This is a genomic window from Mesorhizobium cantuariense, assembly GCF_042647205.1.
Lineage (GTDB): Bacteria > Pseudomonadota > Alphaproteobacteria > Rhizobiales > Rhizobiaceae > Mesorhizobium > Mesorhizobium cantuariense.
The window spans coordinates 4,163,911-4,179,355 of the sequence record NZ_JBHRVD010000001.1 but is presented as its reverse complement, the minus strand read 5'-3'; the positions used below and the strand labels follow the sequence as shown (position 1 = coordinate 4,179,355).

The following is a 15,445-nucleotide window of genomic DNA, read 5'->3' as shown; positions in this document are numbered from 1 at the left end:
TCAGCCGCTGATCTTGTCCAGCGACGCCTCGATCGCCTTCCAAAGCTCTTCCACCGGCTCGCAGCCGACCGAGAGGCGGACGAAGCCGGCGTGTACCGCATCGCCCCGCTTCAAGCGCCGCTCGGCGGAGGTATGGACGCCGCCGAAGGATGTGGCGGCCTGCATCAGTTCGCAACTGTTGATGAAATCCTCGGCCTTGGCCTCCGAGGCGAGCTCGAAAGAGATGAGAAAGCCGAAGCGCTCCATCTGGGCGCGGGCAAGGTTGTGCGACGGATCGCCTTCCAGGCCGGGATAACGCAGGCCGCTGATTGCCCTGTGGCCCTGTAGCCGCCGCGCGATCACTTCCGCCGAAGAGCACATGCGATCGAAGCGCACATCCAGGGTCTCCAGGCCGCGATGCACCAGCCAGGCTTCGAACGGTCCGGGAATGCTGCCGGAAACCTCGCGCCAGCCGGTCACGGCGGCGATGATGTCAGCATTGCGGCTGGCGACATGGCCGAACAGCACATCGGAATGGCCGTTGGGCGCCTTGGTGTCGGCGGCAACCACGATATCGGCGCCATGGTCGAGCGGCCGCTGGCCGAAGGGCGTCATGGTCGTGTTGTCGACCACAAGGATCGCGCCGGCTTTGTGAACAGCGTCGGCAACGGCTGCGATATCGCAGATATCCAGCCCCGGATTGGCGGGGGTTTCGACAAACGCCAGGCGGTAGCCATCGAAGCCGCCATCGAGGAAGGTCGAGGTCGGCCTGACATCGTAGGTGATGCCGAGTGGCTTAAGAAAGCGATCGGCCAAAGCCCGCGTCGTGTGGTAGCCGTCCGAAGGCAGCAGGATACGGTCGCCGGTCTTGAGCACGGCAAAAAACGCCGCCGAGATTGCCGCCATTCCGGAAGGGAAGGCGACGCAAGGCGCATCCTCCAAATGGGCTAGCATATGTTCAACGGCGTCCCAGGTCGGGTTGCTGAAGCGGCCGTACTGGTTGAAGCCGGTGGCGTCACCGGGCGCGTGAAAAATGGCGGCCATGGTCAGGGGCAGCGGGATGGAATCGCCCATGGCAAGCCCGCTGCGACGCAAATGAGGAAGTGCTGCCGCGCGTGACTTTGCTGTTTCAGACATTGAATTTCCAACCCTGTTGGTGACCGACGAGATGTGGCGAGACGCTATGCCCAGGAGCGGCTCGCGGCAAGGCGGGGCCGGTTGGGCCAGGCGGTTCTAAACGCTTCGTTAGGCTTAATGATCCATAAAGACGAGACGTGCCGTAGCGGCTGCTCAGATTGGTCGAGATGCGCGTGTTTGTGAAGCCTATTCCCGTTGACGCCCATAGTGCCCCATGATATCCCATTTCCATACCAAAGCCTTCGTTCCGCGTCAGGGTAAAGCGTACGCCAATCGGGCAGCCGCGGCGGCTGCGCGTTTGCCGGTTTTTGCCTGTGTGGACGAGGCTGGTGCGGGGCAGGGAACGCGCTGCGGCGGCGCGTGCGACAAGATGGAGAGGGGTGCGGCGGCGCAAGCGGCTGTAAAGCATGATGGACCGGTTTCTGTCAAACACGGTGAGCAGGATCGATGCGAAGGGACGGGTGTCCGTTCCGGCGCATTTTCGTGCCGTCGTACAGAAGCGCGGCTATTCGGAACTCTACGCACTGCGTTGCCTGGATCTGCCGGCGATGGATGTCGGCGGGCTCGACCTGCTCGACCGCTACGAGCAGCGCATCGCGCTCGAGGATCCCTTCTTGCAGACGGCGGACGATATGTCGTTCTTCTGCCATGGCGACGGAACCTTCTTGAAACTCGACCAGGACGGCCGCATCACGATGAGCGACTTCATTCGCGAACACACCGGCATTTCGGCGGAAGTGGCCTTTGTCGGGCGCGGCAATTTCTTTCAGATCTGGGAGCCGGGACGGCTTGCCGCCTATGGGGCGCAGGCGCGAGCCCGGCTTTTGCAGCTTCGGCAGGGGACGAAGCCTGGGGAGCGACCGGAATGAGCCACGGCGATGACCTTCCTCACGCCGTAGATGGGCACGCCGTTGGCGGATCGGCCCGCCACATTCCGGTCCTCCTTGGCGAAGTGCTTGAGGCACTGGCGCCGGCGGAGGGCGACATCATCATCGACGGCACGTTCGGCGCCGGCGGCTACACCAGAGCCATTCTGGCGATAGGCGCCTCCGTGGTGGCGATCGACCGCGATCCGGATGCGATTGCGGCCGGTCGCGATCTGGAAGTGCAGTCGGGCGGCCGGCTGCGGCTGGTGCAGGCGCCGTTCTCGACGCTGGACGAACACGTCGAGAGCGCCGACGGCGTCGTGCTGGATATCGGTGTGTCCTCGATGCAGCTCGACCAGGCCGAGCGCGGTTTTTCGTTCCGCGCCGACGGGCCGCTCGACATGCGCATGGCGCAGGCTGGTTTGAGCGCCGCCGACGTCGTCAACAGCTTCAAGCCGGGCGACCTTGCCCGCATCTTCGGCTTCCTCGGCGAGGAGCGCCACGCCGGGCGCATTGCCCGTATGATCGAGGCTCGCCGCGAAAAGCGCCCGTTCGAACGGACGCTGGAACTCGCCGACGCCATCGAGACGCATATCGGCCGCGCGCCGAAGGACAAGATCCATCCGGCCACGCGCGTCTTCCAGGCGCTGCGCATCTTCGTCAATGATGAGCTTGGCGAACTGGCCAAGGCCTTGTTCGCCGCCGAACGCGCGCTGAAGCCAGGCGGGCGGCTCGCTGTGGTGACCTTTCATTCGCTGGAAGACCGCATCGTCAAGCGCTTCATCGCCGACCGGGCCGACGTCGCGACCGGCTCGCGGCATCTGCCTGAGGCGCATGCGCGCACCGCGACCTTTAGCAAGGCGGGGGGCGGCGTGACTGCCGGCGACGCCGAGGTGGCAGCCAATCCGCGCGCCCGTTCGGCCAGGCTTCGCGCCGCGATCCGTACCGGGGCGCCGGCGCGCAGCAGCGACTTTTCGATTTTCGGCCTTCCAAAGCTTCCCGGTATCGACCGGCCGGGGGAGAGGTAAGCACGTGTTTCGTACCAGCGACATCGTCCTGATCGCCGTCATGGTTGCGGCGGCGGCCCTTACCTACAAGACCAAGCGCGAGGCCGAGGAACAATTGGCTTCCGTGCAGAATATCCATGCGCAGATCCGCTATGAGGAGGACACGATCGACCTGCTCAAGGCCGATTGGAGCCTGCTCACCCAGCCGTCGCGGCTGCAGAAGCTGGCCGAACTTTACAAGTCGCAGCTCGAACTCCAACCGGTCAGCGCTCGCCAGATCGTCGGCATCGGCGATCTGCCGGCCAAAGCCCTGGACATTCAGGACATCCTGAACGGGCGCCAGGGCGGCATGGCCGACAATTCGGGCGGCAAGGTGCCGTTGGACGGCAGGGATCCCGTGGTGACCGGAGGCATCGCCCAATGATCGGCAAACTGCTGAAGCGACGCGCCAGCACGGGTGAAGACGGATCGATCGTGGTCGAGGGCGCCCGCAAGGCGACCGGCGGCAAGGGCAGGACGCGCATCGTGATGACGATGGCGGTGTTCTTCGGCATCTTCTCGACCATTTCCGGGCGGCTGGTCTATCTCGGCTTCCAAATCCCCGATATGTCGGGCGGCCCGCAGAGCCGGGTGACGGCCTCGCGGCCCGACATTGTCGACCGCAACGGCGAAGTGCTGGCGACGGACATCAAGACGGCGTCGCTGTTTGCCGAACCGCGCCGCATCGTCGACGCCGACGAGGCGATCGAAAAGCTGTCGACGGTGCTTCCGGAAATCGACTACGAGCAGACCTACCACAAGCTGAAGAGCGGCGCCGGCTTCGTCTGGCTGCAGCGGCAGCTGACGCCCAAGCAGCAGTCCGACATCATGCAGCTCGGCATTCCCGGCTTCGGCTTCCGCACCGAGAAGCGCCGCTTTTATCCGAGCGGCGAGACCTCGTCCTACATTGTCGGCCTCACCAACATCGACAACCAGGGCATCTCCGGCATGGAGAAGTATGTCGACGAACAGGGCCTGAGCGACCTGCAGGCATCGGGCCTGGCGGTGGCCAAGGATCTGAAGCCGGTGCAGCTTTCGATCGATCTGCGCGTCCAGCACATCGTTCGTGACGAAGTCGCCACCGGCATGGAGCGGTTCCATGCCATCGCGGCGGGCGCCGTCGTCCTCAACGTGAAGACCGGCGAAGTGCTGGCGATGGCCTCGGTGCCGGATTTCGATCCGAACAACCCCTACAATGCGCAGGACAAGGATCGGCTAAACCGCATGTCGGCGGGCCTCTACGAGATGGGCTCGACCTTTAAGAGCTTCACCACCGCGATGGCGCTCGATTCCGGCAAGATCACCCTGGAGAGCCGTTTCGACGCTTCGCATCCGATCCGGATCGGTCATCAGACCATCCATGACTTCCACGGTAAGGGCCGGGTGCTGTCGGTGCCGGAGGTGTTCATCTACTCCTCCAACATCGGCTCGGCCAAGGAGGCCGAAGCGGTCGGCATCGAGGGGCATCGCGAATTCCTGCACCGCCTCGGCGTGCTGGAGAAGATGCAGACCGAGCTGCCGGAGGTTGCGCGCCCGACCGAACCCAAGGTCTGGAAACAGGTTAATTCGATCACCATCGCCTTCGGCCATGGCGTGTCGACGACACCGTTGCAGACGGCGGTTGGCTGCGCCGCGCTGATGAATGGCGGCTTCCTGATGAACCCTACCTTCCTGGTGCGTACGCAGGCAGAGGCGATGGCCGTGGCCAAGAGAGTGGTCAGCGAAAAAACCGTCGAAGGCATGCGCTATCTCTATTCGCTCAACGCCGAGAAGGGCTCGGGCAAGAGCGCCAGGGTTCCGGGCTACCGCGTCGGCGGCAAGACCGGAACGGCCGAGAAGGTCGTCAATGGCCGCTACTCCAAGGAAAAGAATTTCAACGCCTTCGTTGCCGCCTTCCCGATGGACGATCCTCAGTACATCGTGCTGACGATTGCCGACGAACCGAAGCCGGAAAAGCCCGGCATGGGGGCCACCGCAGCCTCGAATGCGGGCGTTATGGCGGCAAACATTATCAGACGTGCGGCTGCCATGCTTGGCGTGAAGCCAGATTTCAGCCATGAAAATGGTGCAACGCTGGTTTCCTATCAGTGATTCTTAGGGCGCGCCGGTAACTGCGCGCTATTTTGTTGCGGTGAACGGGACTCGATGAAGCTCAGAGATCTAGCCGGTATCCTGCCCGTCGAGGGAATAGCTTCCGTCGATCTGGAGGTTACAGGGATTTCTTCGGATTCCCGCCAGGTAAAACCGGGCGTTGTCTTTTTTGCGCTCGCTGGAACCAAGGCCGACGGTGCCGTTTATGCCGCCGCCGCCGCCGCGAGCGGTGCGGCCGCGATCGTGGCGGACAAGCGCAGCACCATTGCCGGGCTGTCGGTTCCGGTGCTGGCGGTCGACGATCCGCGCCTGGCGCTGGCGCTGAGTGCCGCCTGCTATTTCGGCAAGCAGCCGCAGACCATGGTCGCGGTGACCGGCACCAGCGGCAAGACGTCGGTCGCCGCCTTCACCAGGCAGATCTGGGAGCAGGCCGGCTATGCCGCCGCTTCGATCGGCACCACCGGTGTGGTGGCGCCTGGGCGCAACGACTATGGCTCGCTGACGACGCCCGACCCGGTCGCGTTGCACCAGTTGCTGCGGAAATTAGCCGATGCCGGTGTCACCCACGCCTCTATGGAAGCCTCCAGCCATGGCCTCGACCAGCGCCGCCTCGACGGGGTGAAGCTGGCGGCCGGTGGTTTCACCAATCTCGGCCGCGACCATATGGACTATCACCCGACGGTCGAGGACTATCACCGCGCCAAACTGCGCCTGTTCGACACGCTGCTGCCGAAAGGCGCGCCGGCCGTCATCTTCGCCGACGATCCATGGTCGGCACCGACAATTCAAGCAGCGCAGGCTGCCGGGCTCGAGGTGCTGACGGTTGGTCGCCATGGCGATTTCCTCAGGCTGAAGCGGGTCGAGCACGAGCGCCATCGCCAGCGCGCCGAGGTGGAGGCCGACGGCGTGCTGTACGAGATCGACCTGCCGCTGGCCGGAGATTTCCAGATTTCAAACGCGCTGGTTTCGGCAGGGCTTGCCATTTCCACGGGAACACCTGTCGCCAAGGCCTTGATGGCGTTGGAGAAACTGAAGGGCGCGCCGGGCCGGCTCGACCTCGTCGGCACCACCGCCAATGGCGCGCCGGTCTATGTCGATTATGCCCACAAGCCCGATGCGCTGGAAAATGTGCTGGCTTCGGTGCGCCCGTTCACCACCGGCCGCGTCATCGTCGTGTTCGGCTGCGGCGGCGACCGCGATCGCGGCAAGCGACCGATCATGGGCGAAATCGCGACGCGCCTTGCCGATGTCGTCATCGTCACCGACGACAATCCACGCTCGGAAGTGCCGGAAACGATCCGCGCCGCCATCCTCGCGGCTGCTCCAGGTGCCATCGAGATCGGCGACCGGCGCCAGGCGATCCACGAAGCGGTCGCCATGCTGCATGCCGGCGACACGCTGATCGTGGCCGGCAAAGGCCATGAGGAGGGCCAGACGATCGGCTCCGAGACCTTGCATTTCTCCGATCACGAGGAAGTCCGCGCAGCACTGGCGGAGCGTGCCGCATGAGCTTGCTGTGGACCTCCGAGGCGCTGGTTGCCGCCATGGACGGGCGGCCGCTCGGGCCGATGCCGGAAGGCATTTCAGGCATTTCGATCGACAGCCGTAGCCTGCAGCCGGGTGACGCCTTCTTCGCCATCAAGGGCGAGGCGATGGACGGCCATGACTTCGCCACCGCCGCCATCAAGGCCGGTGCCGGCGTGCTGGTGGTGGCCGAAGGCAGGCTGCCGTCGCTCGGCCGGCTGACGGCGCCGATCATCGTCGTCGAGGATGTGCTGGTCGCGCTGGAAAAGCTCGGCGTCGCGTCGCGCGTCCGCTCGAGCGCGAAAATCATCGCGGTGACCGGTTCGGCCGGCAAGACCACCACCAAGGAAGCGCTGCGCCATGTGCTGCAAGCCGTCGGCAAGGTGCATGCCTCGGCGCAGTCGTTCAACAATCACTGGGGCGTGCCGCTGACTTTGGCGCGGATGCCCGATGACTGCGACTATGCCGTGTTCGAGATCGGCATGAACCATCCCGACGAAATCCGGCCGTTGGTCAAGATGGTAAGGCCGCATGTCGCCATCGTCACCATGATCGCGGCGGCGCATCTTGGTTTTTTCCGCAATCTCGATGAGATCGCCAAGGCCAAGGCCGAGATTTTCGAAGGGCTGGAGCCCGGGGGTGCCGCCGTCCTCAACCGCGACGATGCGCGCTTCAAGTTTCTCGACAAGATGGCGGATGCCGCCGGTGTCGAGCACGTCTACGGCTTCGGCGAGAACGCGCGTTCGACCTTCAAGCTGGTCAAATGCGAACTGCATGCCGATCATTCCGACATCGCCGCCCGGATCGGCGGCCACGAAGTACTGGCGCGGATCGGCGCGCCCGGCCGCCATATGGTGCAAAACGTGCTGGCGGTGCTGGGTGCGGCGCATCTGGTCGGCGCCGATCTCGACAAAGTGGCTTCAGCACTGGCCGATCTTTCGGCCGAACGTGGGCGCGGCAAGCGCCATGTGCTACGCCATCCCGGTGGCTCGACTTCGAGTCACCACGGCGGGCCGATCACGCTGATCGACGAGAGCTATAACGCCAATCCGGCGTCGATGGGCGCCGCCATGGCGCTGCTCAACGCGACGCCGGTGACGGGCGAGGGCCGTCGCATCGCCGTGCTCGGCGACATGCTTGAGCTCGGCGACCACTCGACCAAGCTGCATGCAGCCCTTGCCGAGCTCATCGTCGGCACCGGGACGCAGACCGTCTTTCTCGGCGGGCCGGAAATGCGGGCGCTGGCAGAAGCGCTGCCGGCTGAGATCAAGACGGAATACCGTACCGGTGTCGAAGAGCTGAAGCCGGTGCTGCTTGCCGCGCTGAAGCCGGGCGACGTGGTGATGATCAAATCGTCGAAAGGCATCGGTTTTGCAAAACTGGTCGATGCGCTGCTGGGCAAATTCCCGGCTGAATCGACAACCAGAAAACAGACCTAGGTCGGGGGACGAAAAGCGCATGTTTACACTGCTCGTCGATTTTGCGGACAAGGTCTCGGTCTTCAACGTCTTCCGTTACATCACCTTCCGCACCGGCGGGGCGCTGATCACATCGGCGCTGATCGTCTTCATTTTCGGACCGACCATCATCAATTCGCTGCGGCTGCGGCAAGGCAAGGGCCAGCCGATCCGCGCCGACGGGCCGCAGACGCATTTCAAGAAGGCCGGCACGCCGACCATGGGCGGACTGATGATCCTGTCCGGCATCATCGGCTCGTCGCTTTTGTGGGCGAACCTGTCGAGCATCTATGTCTGGGTGGTGCTGCTGGTGACGCTGGGCTTCGGCTCGATCGGCTTTTACGACGACTATCTGAAGGTGACCAAGCAGTCGCATCTCGGCTTTTCCGGCAAGGCACGGTTGGCGCTCGAATTCGTCATCGCCGGCATCGCCGCCTGGGTGATCATGCACAACGGTCAGGCGCCGTTCTCTTCGTCGCTGACATTTCCCTTCGCCAAGGAATTCATCGTCAATCTCGGCTGGTTCTTCATTCCGTTCTCCTGCTTCGTCATCGTCGGCGCCGGCAATGCGGTGAACCTGACCGACGGCCTTGACGGGCTGGCGATCGTGCCGATCATGATCGCGGCGGCCTCCTTCGGCGTCATCGCCTATCTCTCCGGCAACGCTGTGTTCGCCGAATATCTGCAGATCCATTTCGTGCCCGGCACCGGCGAACTGGCGGTCGTGCTTGGCTCGGTCATCGGCGCCGGCCTCGGCTTCCTCTGGTTCAACGCCCCGCCGGCCGCGATCTTCATGGGTGACACCGGCTCGCTGGCCATGGGCGGCCTGATCGGCACGGTCGCCGTCGCCACCAAGCACGAGATCGTGCTGGTCATCGTCGGCGGATTGTTCGTCGTGGAAATCCTGTCCGTCATCATCCAGGTCGGCTACTTCAAGATGACCGGCAAGCGGGTGTTCCTGATGGCGCCGATCCACCATCATTTCGAAAAGCTCGGCTGGACCGAAAGCCAGGTGGTGATCCGCTTCTGGATCATCGCCGTCATCCTGGCGCTGGTCGGCCTGTCGACCCTCAAGCTGAGATAGGAAGCCCTTTGATCCCCGCCGCATCCTTTTCAGGCAAGCGCGTTTCGCTCTTCGGGCTCGGCGGCTCGGGGATCGCGACGGCGCGTGCGCTGATCGCCGGCGGGGCGGACGTGCTGGCTTGGGACGACAATCCCGATAGCGTTGCCAAGGCCTCGGCTGTCGGCATCGCAACCGCCGATCTGCGTGGCGCCGACTGGGCGAAGTTCTCGGCTTTCGTACTGTCGCCGGGCGTGCCGCTGACGCATCCCAAGCCGCACTGGACGGTGGAGCTGGCGCGTGGCTCAGGCGTCGAGATCATCGGCGATATCGAACTTTTCTGCCGCGAGCGGATGCTGAGCGCGCCAACGTCGCCTTTCATCGCCATCACCGGCACCAACGGCAAGTCGACGACGACCGCGCTGACCGCGCATATCCTGAAAGCGGCGGGACGCGACACTCAGATGGGCGGCAATATCGGCCGCGCGGTGATGACGCTCGATCCGCCCGATCCCGATCGGCACTATGTCGTCGAGTGTTCGTCCTACCAGATCGACCTCGCGCCCTCGATCAATCCGACGGCTGGAATCCTGCTCAACCTGACGCCCGATCATCTCGACCGCCACGGCACCATGCAGCACTACGCCGCGATTAAGGAGCGGCTGGTGGCCGGCAGCGAGACGGCGATCGTCGGCATCGACGATTCCTGGTGCGCGCAGATCGCCGAGCGGCTGGAGCGGGCGGGCCGGCACGTCATCCGCATTTCCAAGCGGCTGCCGCTGACCGACGGCTATTTCGCCGATGGCGGCAATCTGATGGAAGCCGTGCATGGCCGCTACAGCCGCGTCGCTTTCCTCGAAGGTATCGGCTCGCTGCGTGGCCAGCACAATGCGCAGAACGCGCTGGCAGCGGTCGCCTCATGCCTCAGGGTCGGACTGGAGCTTGGCGAAATCCAGTCGGGGCTGGAAAGCTTTCCCGGCCTCGCGCACCGCATGGAGCAGGTCGGCCGCAAGGACCACGTGCTGTTCATCAACGATTCCAAGGCGACCAACGCCGATGCGGCAGCACCGGCGCTGTCGAGCTTTGCGCGCATCTACTGGATCGCTGGCGGCCTGCCCAAGGAAGGCGGCATCGAGCCGTTGCGCGGCTTCTTCCCGCGCATCGCCAAGGCCTATCTGATCGGCGAGGCCGCGCCTGCCTTTTCGGCAACCTTGGGCGAGGCCGTGCCCTACGAGATTTCAGGCACGCTGGCGGCGGCGGTCGAGCATGCCGCGCATGATGCGGCTAAGGATGACAGCGGTGAGGCGGTGGTGCTGTTGTCGCCGGCCTGCGCCAGCTTCGACCAGTTCAAGAATTTCGAAGTCCGCGGCGAAGCCTTCAGGCAAGCTGCGAATGCTATCGAGGGTGTGAAACCCATCGGAGGGGCACGATAATGCAGAGCCGTCTCGACAAAAGTCCGGTTGCGACCTGGTGGTGGACGATCGATCGCTGGTTCCTGGCGGCGTTCCTGTCGCTGATGGGCCTTGGCATCGTGCTGTCCTTCGCCGCCAGCCCGGCGGTGGCCGAACGCATCGGTCTCGACAGTTTCCACTTCGCCACAAGGCAGATCATCTTCACCGTGCCGGCACTCGGCGTGATGCTGGCCGTGTCGTTCCTCGATTCCAGGCAGATCCGGCGCATGGCGCTGATCATGCTGTGCCTGATGCTGGTGCTGATGGTGGCGGTGCTCTACATCGGCGTCGAGGTGAAGGGCGCGCGCCGCTGGGTCTCGCTTGCCGGCCTGTCGATCCAGCCCTCTGAATTTCTGAAACCCGCCTTCGTCATCATGTGCGCCTGGCTGTTTGCCGAACACAAGCGCCAGCCCGACATTCCGGGCAATTTGTTCGCCATGCTGCTGCTGGTGCTGGTCGTGTCGCTGCTGGTGGCGCAACCGGACCTTGGCCAGACCATGCTGACGACCGGCACCTGGGGCATCATGTTCTTCATGGCCGGGCTGCCCTGGCTGTGGATTGTCGCACTGGGGGCGGCCGGCGTCGGCGGCGTCTTCGCTGCCTATACGGTGTTTCCGCACGTCGCCCTGCGCATCGACAAGTTCCTCACCGGCGAGGGCGACACGTTCCAGGTCGACATGGGACGCGAGGCGCTGATCAATGGCGGCTGGTTCGGCGTCGGGCCGGGCGAGGGCACCGTCAAGCGGGTCATTCCCGACAGCCATGCCGACTTCGTCTTCTCGGTCGCGGGCGAGGAGTTCGGGCTGATCATGTGCTTCTTCATCATGTCGATCTTCGCCTTCATCGTGCTGCGTGGCCTCAATACGGCGCTTAAGGAGCATGACGATTTCACCCGCTATGCGGTCGGCGGCCTTGTCACCGTGTTCGGCCTGCAGGCTGTCATTAACATGTGCGTCAACCTGCAGCTTGTGCCGGCCAAGGGTATGACGCTTCCGTTCATCTCTTACGGCGGCTCCTCGCAGATCGCCATCGCCATCTCGATGGGCATGGTGCTGGCGCTGACACGCAAGCGGCCCGAAAAGCGCAAGCAGATGGGCTTTGGCCTGTCGCAGCGCGCCGTGCCGGCGGAGTGATATGGCCAGAGGCGTCATCCTTCTCGCGGCAGGCGGAACCGGTGGGCACCTTTTCCCGGCCGAGGCGCTGGCGCATGAGCTGAACGAGCGCGGCTGGTCGGTGCATCTGGCGACCGACGACCGTGCCGAGCGTTTCGCCGGCCATTTCCCGGCCGCCGCCGTCCATCCGATCCAGTCGGCGACGATGGGCTCGAAGAATCCTTTTGCCCTGCTTGGCGCCTTCTGGAAGATCTGGCGCGGTGTGCGTCAGGCTTCCGCCGTCATCGCCAGGATCAAGCCGGATGCCGTCGTCGGCTTCGGCGGCTATCCGACCTTGCCGCCACTCTACGCGGCGACGCGGCGCAAGGTGCCGACACTGATCCACGAGCAGAACGCGGTAATGGGGCGCGCCAACCGGGCGCTGGCCGGCCGTGTCGACGCCATCGCCGGCGGCTTCCTGCCGCAGGACACCAGTGCGGTCGGCGTCAAGACGGTGACGACGGGCAATCCGGTCAGGCCTGCCGTGCTGGAAGCGGCCAGGACGGCTTATGCGGCGTCGACCGGGGAGCAGCCGTTCCGCCTGCTGGTGTTCGGCGGCAGCCAGGGCGCCCAGTTCTTTTCCGATGCCGTGCCGGGGGCCATCGCGCTGCTTTCCGATGCCCAGCGCAAGCGGCTGGTCATTACCCAACAAGCTCGCGCGGATGACGTGGCGCGGGTCAAGGCGGCCTATGCCGCCCTTGGTGTCGCCGCCGAGGTTTCGCCCTTCTTCACCGATATGGCGGCACGCATCGCAGCGGCGCATCTGGTGATCTCGCGCTCCGGCGCTTCGACTGTCTCGGAGATCGCTGTCATCGGCCGGCCGGCGCTGCTGGTGCCTTACCCCTATGCGCTCGATCACGACCAGGCGGCGAACGCGGCGGCCCTTGCCGCGGCCGGCGGCGGCGAAGTGCACCCTCAATCTTCGCTTTCGCCCGAACGCATCGCAGCGCTCCTCGGCGGGCTGATGGACGCCCCCGAGCGGCTGGCAGCCATGGCGGCGGGCGCGAAATCGGCCGGCAGGCCAGATGCCGCACGGTTGCTCGCTGATCTCACAGAGGCTATTGCGTCGAAAAAAACCGTTTCGGATTTCAGAAAGGGCACGCACGCATGAAGATGCCGCAGACCATCGGCCTTGTGCATTTCATCGGCATTGGCGGCATCGGCATGAGCGGCATCGCCGAAGTGCTGCACAATCTCGGCTACAAGGTGCAAGGATCCGATCAGGCCGAAAGCGCCAATGTGCAGCGGCTGCGCGACAAGGGCATCGAATGCTTCGTCGGCCACAAGGCCGAAAATCTCGGCGATGCCGAGGTCGTCGTCGTCTCGACGGCGATCAAGAAATCCAACCCGGAACTCAAGGCCGCGCGCGAAAAGCTGCTGCCGATCGTGCGCCGGGCCGAGATGCTGGCCGAGCTGATGCGCTTTCGCCAGGCGGTGGCGATCGGCGGCACGCATGGCAAGACGACGACGACCTCGATGGTGGCGACCTTGCTCGATGCCGGCGGGCTCGATCCGACCGTCATCAATGGCGGCATCATCAACGCCTATGGTACCAATGCCCGCATGGGCGACGGCGAATGGATGGTGGTCGAGGCCGACGAGAGCGACGGCACTTTCCTGAAGCTGCCGGCCGAGATTGCCGTCGTCACCAACATCGATCCCGAGCATCTCGATCACTATGGCAGCTTCGACAAGGTGCGCGAGGCGTTCCGCCAGTTCGTCGAGAACGTGCCGTTCTACGGTTTTGGCGTGATGTGCACCGACCATCCGGAGGTGCAGGCGCTGGTCAGCCGCATCGAGGACCGCCGCGTCATCACCTATGGCGAGAACGCGCAGGCCGATGTGCGCTTCACCAACCACCGCATGGCGGGTGCCATTTCGGAATTCGACGTGGTGATCCGCGACCGCAAGACCGGTGGCCAGACGACGATAGCAGGCCTGCGCCTGCCGATGCCCGGCCGCCACAACGTTTCCAACGCGACCGCAGCGATCGCGGTCGCGCATGAGCTCGGCCTGTCGGCCGAGGCGATCAAGAAGGGCCTGTCGTCCTTCGCCGGCGTCAAGCGCCGCTTCACCCATACCGGTTCGTGGAACGGCGTCGATGTGTTCGACGATTACGGCCACCATCCGGTGGAGATCTCGGCGGTGCTGAAGGCGGCGCGCAGTGCCACCAAAGGCCGCGTCATCGCCATTGCCCAGCCGCATCGCTTCACCCGGCTGCATGATCTGTTCAAAGAGTTTTCCACCTGCTTCAACGATGCCGACACGGTGATGGTGGCGCCGGTCTACGCGGCCGGCGAGGAGCCGATCGACGGCGTCAGCTCGGACGCTCTGGTGTCGCGCATCCGCGCCGGCGGCCATCGCGACGCGCGCTACATCGAGGGGCCGGCGGCGATCGCGCCCATCATCCGTGATTTGGCCAAGCCGGGCGATTTCGTCGTCTTCCTTGGCGCCGGCAACATCACCCAATGGGCCTATGCGTTGCCCAAGGAGCTTGGCGGGACCGTCTCATGATGCACGGCCAGGCCCTGATCGACAGACTTGGCGACCGGCTTGCCGGCTTGCGCGGCCGCCTCACGCCGAATGCCGAGATGGACAAGATCACCTGGTTCCGTGCCGGTGGCCTGGCCGAGGTGCTGTTCCAGCCGGCCGATGAGGAGGACCTTGCAGCGTTCCTCAAAGCTGTTCCCGAGGACATACCGCTGACCATCGTCGGGGTCGGCTCGAACCTCCTGGTTCGCGACGGCGGCATTTCGGGCTTTGTCATCCGGCTTTCAGCCAAGGGGTTCGGCGAGGCCGAGGTCATCTCGCCAATTAGGATCAAGGCAGGTGCCGCCACGCCCGACAAGCGCGTTGCCGCGGTGGCGCTCGAGGCAGGCATTGGCGGCTTCCATTTCTACCACGGCATTCCGGGCGCTATCGGCGGCGCGCTGAGGATGAATGCCGGTGCCAACGGCGTCGAGACGCGCGAGCGCGTCGTCGAAGTGCGTGCGCTCGATCGCAAGGGCAATGTGCAGACGCTGAGCAATGCCGATATGGGCTACGCCTATCGTCATTCGGCGGCACCTGCCGGGCTGATCTTCACCTCGGCCGTGTTCGAAGGCTTTGCCGAGGACAAGGCGGCGATCAAGGCGGCGATGGATGCCGTGCAGAACCACCGCGAGACCGTGCAGCCGATCCGCGAGAAGACCGGCGGCTCGACCTTCAAGAATCCCGAAGGCACATCGGCCTGGAAGGAGATCGACAAAGCGGGCTGCCGCGGCCTGATGATCGGCGGCGCGCAGATGTCGCCGATGCATTGCAACTTCATGATCAACACCGGGACCGCGACCGGCTACGACCTTGAATATCTCGGCGAGACGGTGCGCACGCGGGTGCTGGAGAATTCCGGCATCCGGCTGCAATGGGAAATCAAGCGCATCGGCAATTTCCGGCCGGGGCATGCGGTTCAGGAGTTTCTCGGGCAACTCCTTTAGCCCGCGTTGAAGTTCATGTGATGCATGAACTTCAACAGCGTCGACACGGCCCCGCAACCGTTGCTGCAAAGACTCAACGACACGCTTTTCGCATCCATTTTCTCAGAAAGTGAATCTCTCGGAATCGTAAGCACTTGCCAGTGAATCAACTCTCTGATTCTCTGCTCAAAAGCGTTTCCTGATTTGAGTCGTTCGACGCGTTTTCAG

General features: G+C 64.3%; 13 protein-coding genes. 12 read left to right on the top strand and 1 reads right to left on the bottom strand.

The window, feature by feature from the left end; genetic code table 11:
- On the bottom strand, positions 1-1,116 hold the full coding sequence (locus ACFOJ9_RS20245) for a cystathionine gamma-lyase (protein WP_378980657.1): 1,116 nt from the start codon (positions 1,114-1,116) through the stop codon (positions 1-3).
- A 410-nt stretch (positions 1,117-1,526) separates the two neighbouring features.
- Between ACFOJ9_RS20245 and mraZ the strand changes: the two genes are divergently transcribed.
- The 12 genes from mraZ to murB are packed head-to-tail and all read left to right on the top strand — an operon-like array spanning position 1,527 to position 15,238.
- Positions 1,527-1,985, top strand: a complete 459-nt coding sequence (mraZ, locus tag ACFOJ9_RS20240) for a division/cell wall cluster transcriptional repressor MraZ (protein ID WP_056582893.1) — start codon at positions 1,527-1,529, stop codon at positions 1,983-1,985.
- Positions 1,982-3,010 carry a 16S rRNA (cytosine(1402)-N(4))-methyltransferase RsmH gene (gene rsmH, locus ACFOJ9_RS20235; protein WP_378980655.1) on the top strand — a complete coding sequence of 343 codons (1,029 nt, stop codon included), beginning with the start codon at positions 1,982-1,984 and terminating at the stop codon, positions 3,008-3,010. Before mraZ ends, rsmH begins: the two co-directional genes overlap by 4 nt.
- Before the next feature lie 4 nt (positions 3,011-3,014).
- Entirely contained in the window at positions 3,015-3,413 is a 399-nt protein-coding gene (gene ftsL / locus ACFOJ9_RS20230; RefSeq protein WP_378980653.1) for a cell division protein FtsL, read from the top strand.
- Positions 3,410-5,119, top strand: a complete 1,710-nt coding sequence (locus tag ACFOJ9_RS20225; protein WP_378980651.1) for a peptidoglycan D,D-transpeptidase FtsI family protein — start codon at positions 3,410-3,412, stop codon at positions 5,117-5,119. Before ftsL ends, ACFOJ9_RS20225 begins: the two co-directional genes overlap by 4 nt.
- Before the next feature lie 54 nt (positions 5,120-5,173).
- Positions 5,174-6,628, top strand: a complete 1,455-nt coding sequence (locus tag ACFOJ9_RS20220; RefSeq protein ID WP_378980649.1) for a UDP-N-acetylmuramoyl-L-alanyl-D-glutamate--2,6-diaminopimelate ligase — start codon at positions 5,174-5,176, stop codon at positions 6,626-6,628.
- A complete protein-coding gene (locus tag ACFOJ9_RS20215; protein ID WP_378980647.1) occupies positions 6,625-8,082 on the top strand; it encodes a UDP-N-acetylmuramoylalanyl-D-glutamyl-2,6-diaminopimelate--D-alanyl-D-alanine ligase in 1,458 nt (485 codons plus the stop codon). Before ACFOJ9_RS20220 ends, ACFOJ9_RS20215 begins: the two co-directional genes overlap by 4 nt.
- A gap of 19 nt (positions 8,083-8,101) precedes the next feature.
- Positions 8,102-9,184 (top strand): phospho-N-acetylmuramoyl-pentapeptide-transferase, encoded by a 1,083-nt coding sequence (gene mraY / locus ACFOJ9_RS20210; protein WP_183450926.1) that lies wholly within the window; start codon positions 8,102-8,104, stop codon positions 9,182-9,184.
- Positions 9,185-9,192: 8 nt separating this feature from the next.
- Complete coding sequence (murD, locus tag ACFOJ9_RS20205; protein WP_378980645.1) at positions 9,193-10,593, top strand: UDP-N-acetylmuramoyl-L-alanine--D-glutamate ligase; 1,401 nt, start codon at positions 9,193-9,195, stop codon at positions 10,591-10,593.
- Positions 10,593-11,744 carry a putative lipid II flippase FtsW gene (gene ftsW, locus ACFOJ9_RS20200; RefSeq protein ID WP_027034940.1) on the top strand — a complete coding sequence of 384 codons (1,152 nt, stop codon included), beginning with the start codon at positions 10,593-10,595 and terminating at the stop codon, positions 11,742-11,744. The genes murD and ftsW overlap by 1 nt, the downstream gene beginning before the upstream one ends.
- 1 nt (position 11,745) lies before the next feature.
- Positions 11,746-12,873 (top strand): undecaprenyldiphospho-muramoylpentapeptide beta-N-acetylglucosaminyltransferase, encoded by a 1,128-nt coding sequence (murG, locus tag ACFOJ9_RS20195; protein ID WP_378980642.1) that lies wholly within the window; start codon positions 11,746-11,748, stop codon positions 12,871-12,873.
- On the top strand, positions 12,870-14,276 hold the full coding sequence (gene murC / locus ACFOJ9_RS20190; protein ID WP_378980640.1) for a UDP-N-acetylmuramate--L-alanine ligase: 1,407 nt from the start codon (positions 12,870-12,872) through the stop codon (positions 14,274-14,276). The genes murG and murC overlap by 4 nt, the downstream gene beginning before the upstream one ends.
- The gene (gene murB / locus ACFOJ9_RS20185) at positions 14,273-15,238 is read left to right on the top strand and encodes a UDP-N-acetylmuramate dehydrogenase (RefSeq protein WP_378980638.1); all 966 of its coding nucleotides are present in this window, start codon (positions 14,273-14,275) and stop codon (positions 15,236-15,238) included. The genes murC and murB overlap by 4 nt, the downstream gene beginning before the upstream one ends.
- The last annotated feature ends 207 nt before the right edge of the window (positions 15,239-15,445 follow it).

Coding starts and splice junctions, on each gene's coding strand:
- ACFOJ9_RS20245 (WP_378980657.1), bottom strand. CDS start 1,116: ATGTCTGAAACAGCAAAGTCACGCGCGGCAGCACTTCCTCATTTGCGT.
- mraZ (WP_056582893.1), top strand. CDS start 1,527: ATGGACCGGTTTCTGTCAAACACGGTGAGCAGGATCGATGCGAAGGGA.
- rsmH (WP_378980655.1), top strand. CDS start 1,982: ATGAGCCACGGCGATGACCTTCCTCACGCCGTAGATGGGCACGCCGTT.
- ACFOJ9_RS20225 (WP_378980651.1), top strand. CDS start 3,410: ATGATCGGCAAACTGCTGAAGCGACGCGCCAGCACGGGTGAAGACGGA.
- ACFOJ9_RS20220 (WP_378980649.1), top strand. CDS start 5,174: ATGAAGCTCAGAGATCTAGCCGGTATCCTGCCCGTCGAGGGAATAGCT.
- ACFOJ9_RS20215 (WP_378980647.1), top strand. CDS start 6,625: ATGAGCTTGCTGTGGACCTCCGAGGCGCTGGTTGCCGCCATGGACGGG.
- mraY (WP_183450926.1), top strand. CDS start 8,102: ATGTTTACACTGCTCGTCGATTTTGCGGACAAGGTCTCGGTCTTCAAC.
- ftsW (WP_027034940.1), top strand. CDS start 10,593: ATGCAGAGCCGTCTCGACAAAAGTCCGGTTGCGACCTGGTGGTGGACG.
- murG (WP_378980642.1), top strand. CDS start 11,746: ATGGCCAGAGGCGTCATCCTTCTCGCGGCAGGCGGAACCGGTGGGCAC.
- murC (WP_378980640.1), top strand. CDS start 12,870: ATGAAGATGCCGCAGACCATCGGCCTTGTGCATTTCATCGGCATTGGC.
- murB (WP_378980638.1), top strand. CDS start 14,273: ATGATGCACGGCCAGGCCCTGATCGACAGACTTGGCGACCGGCTTGCC.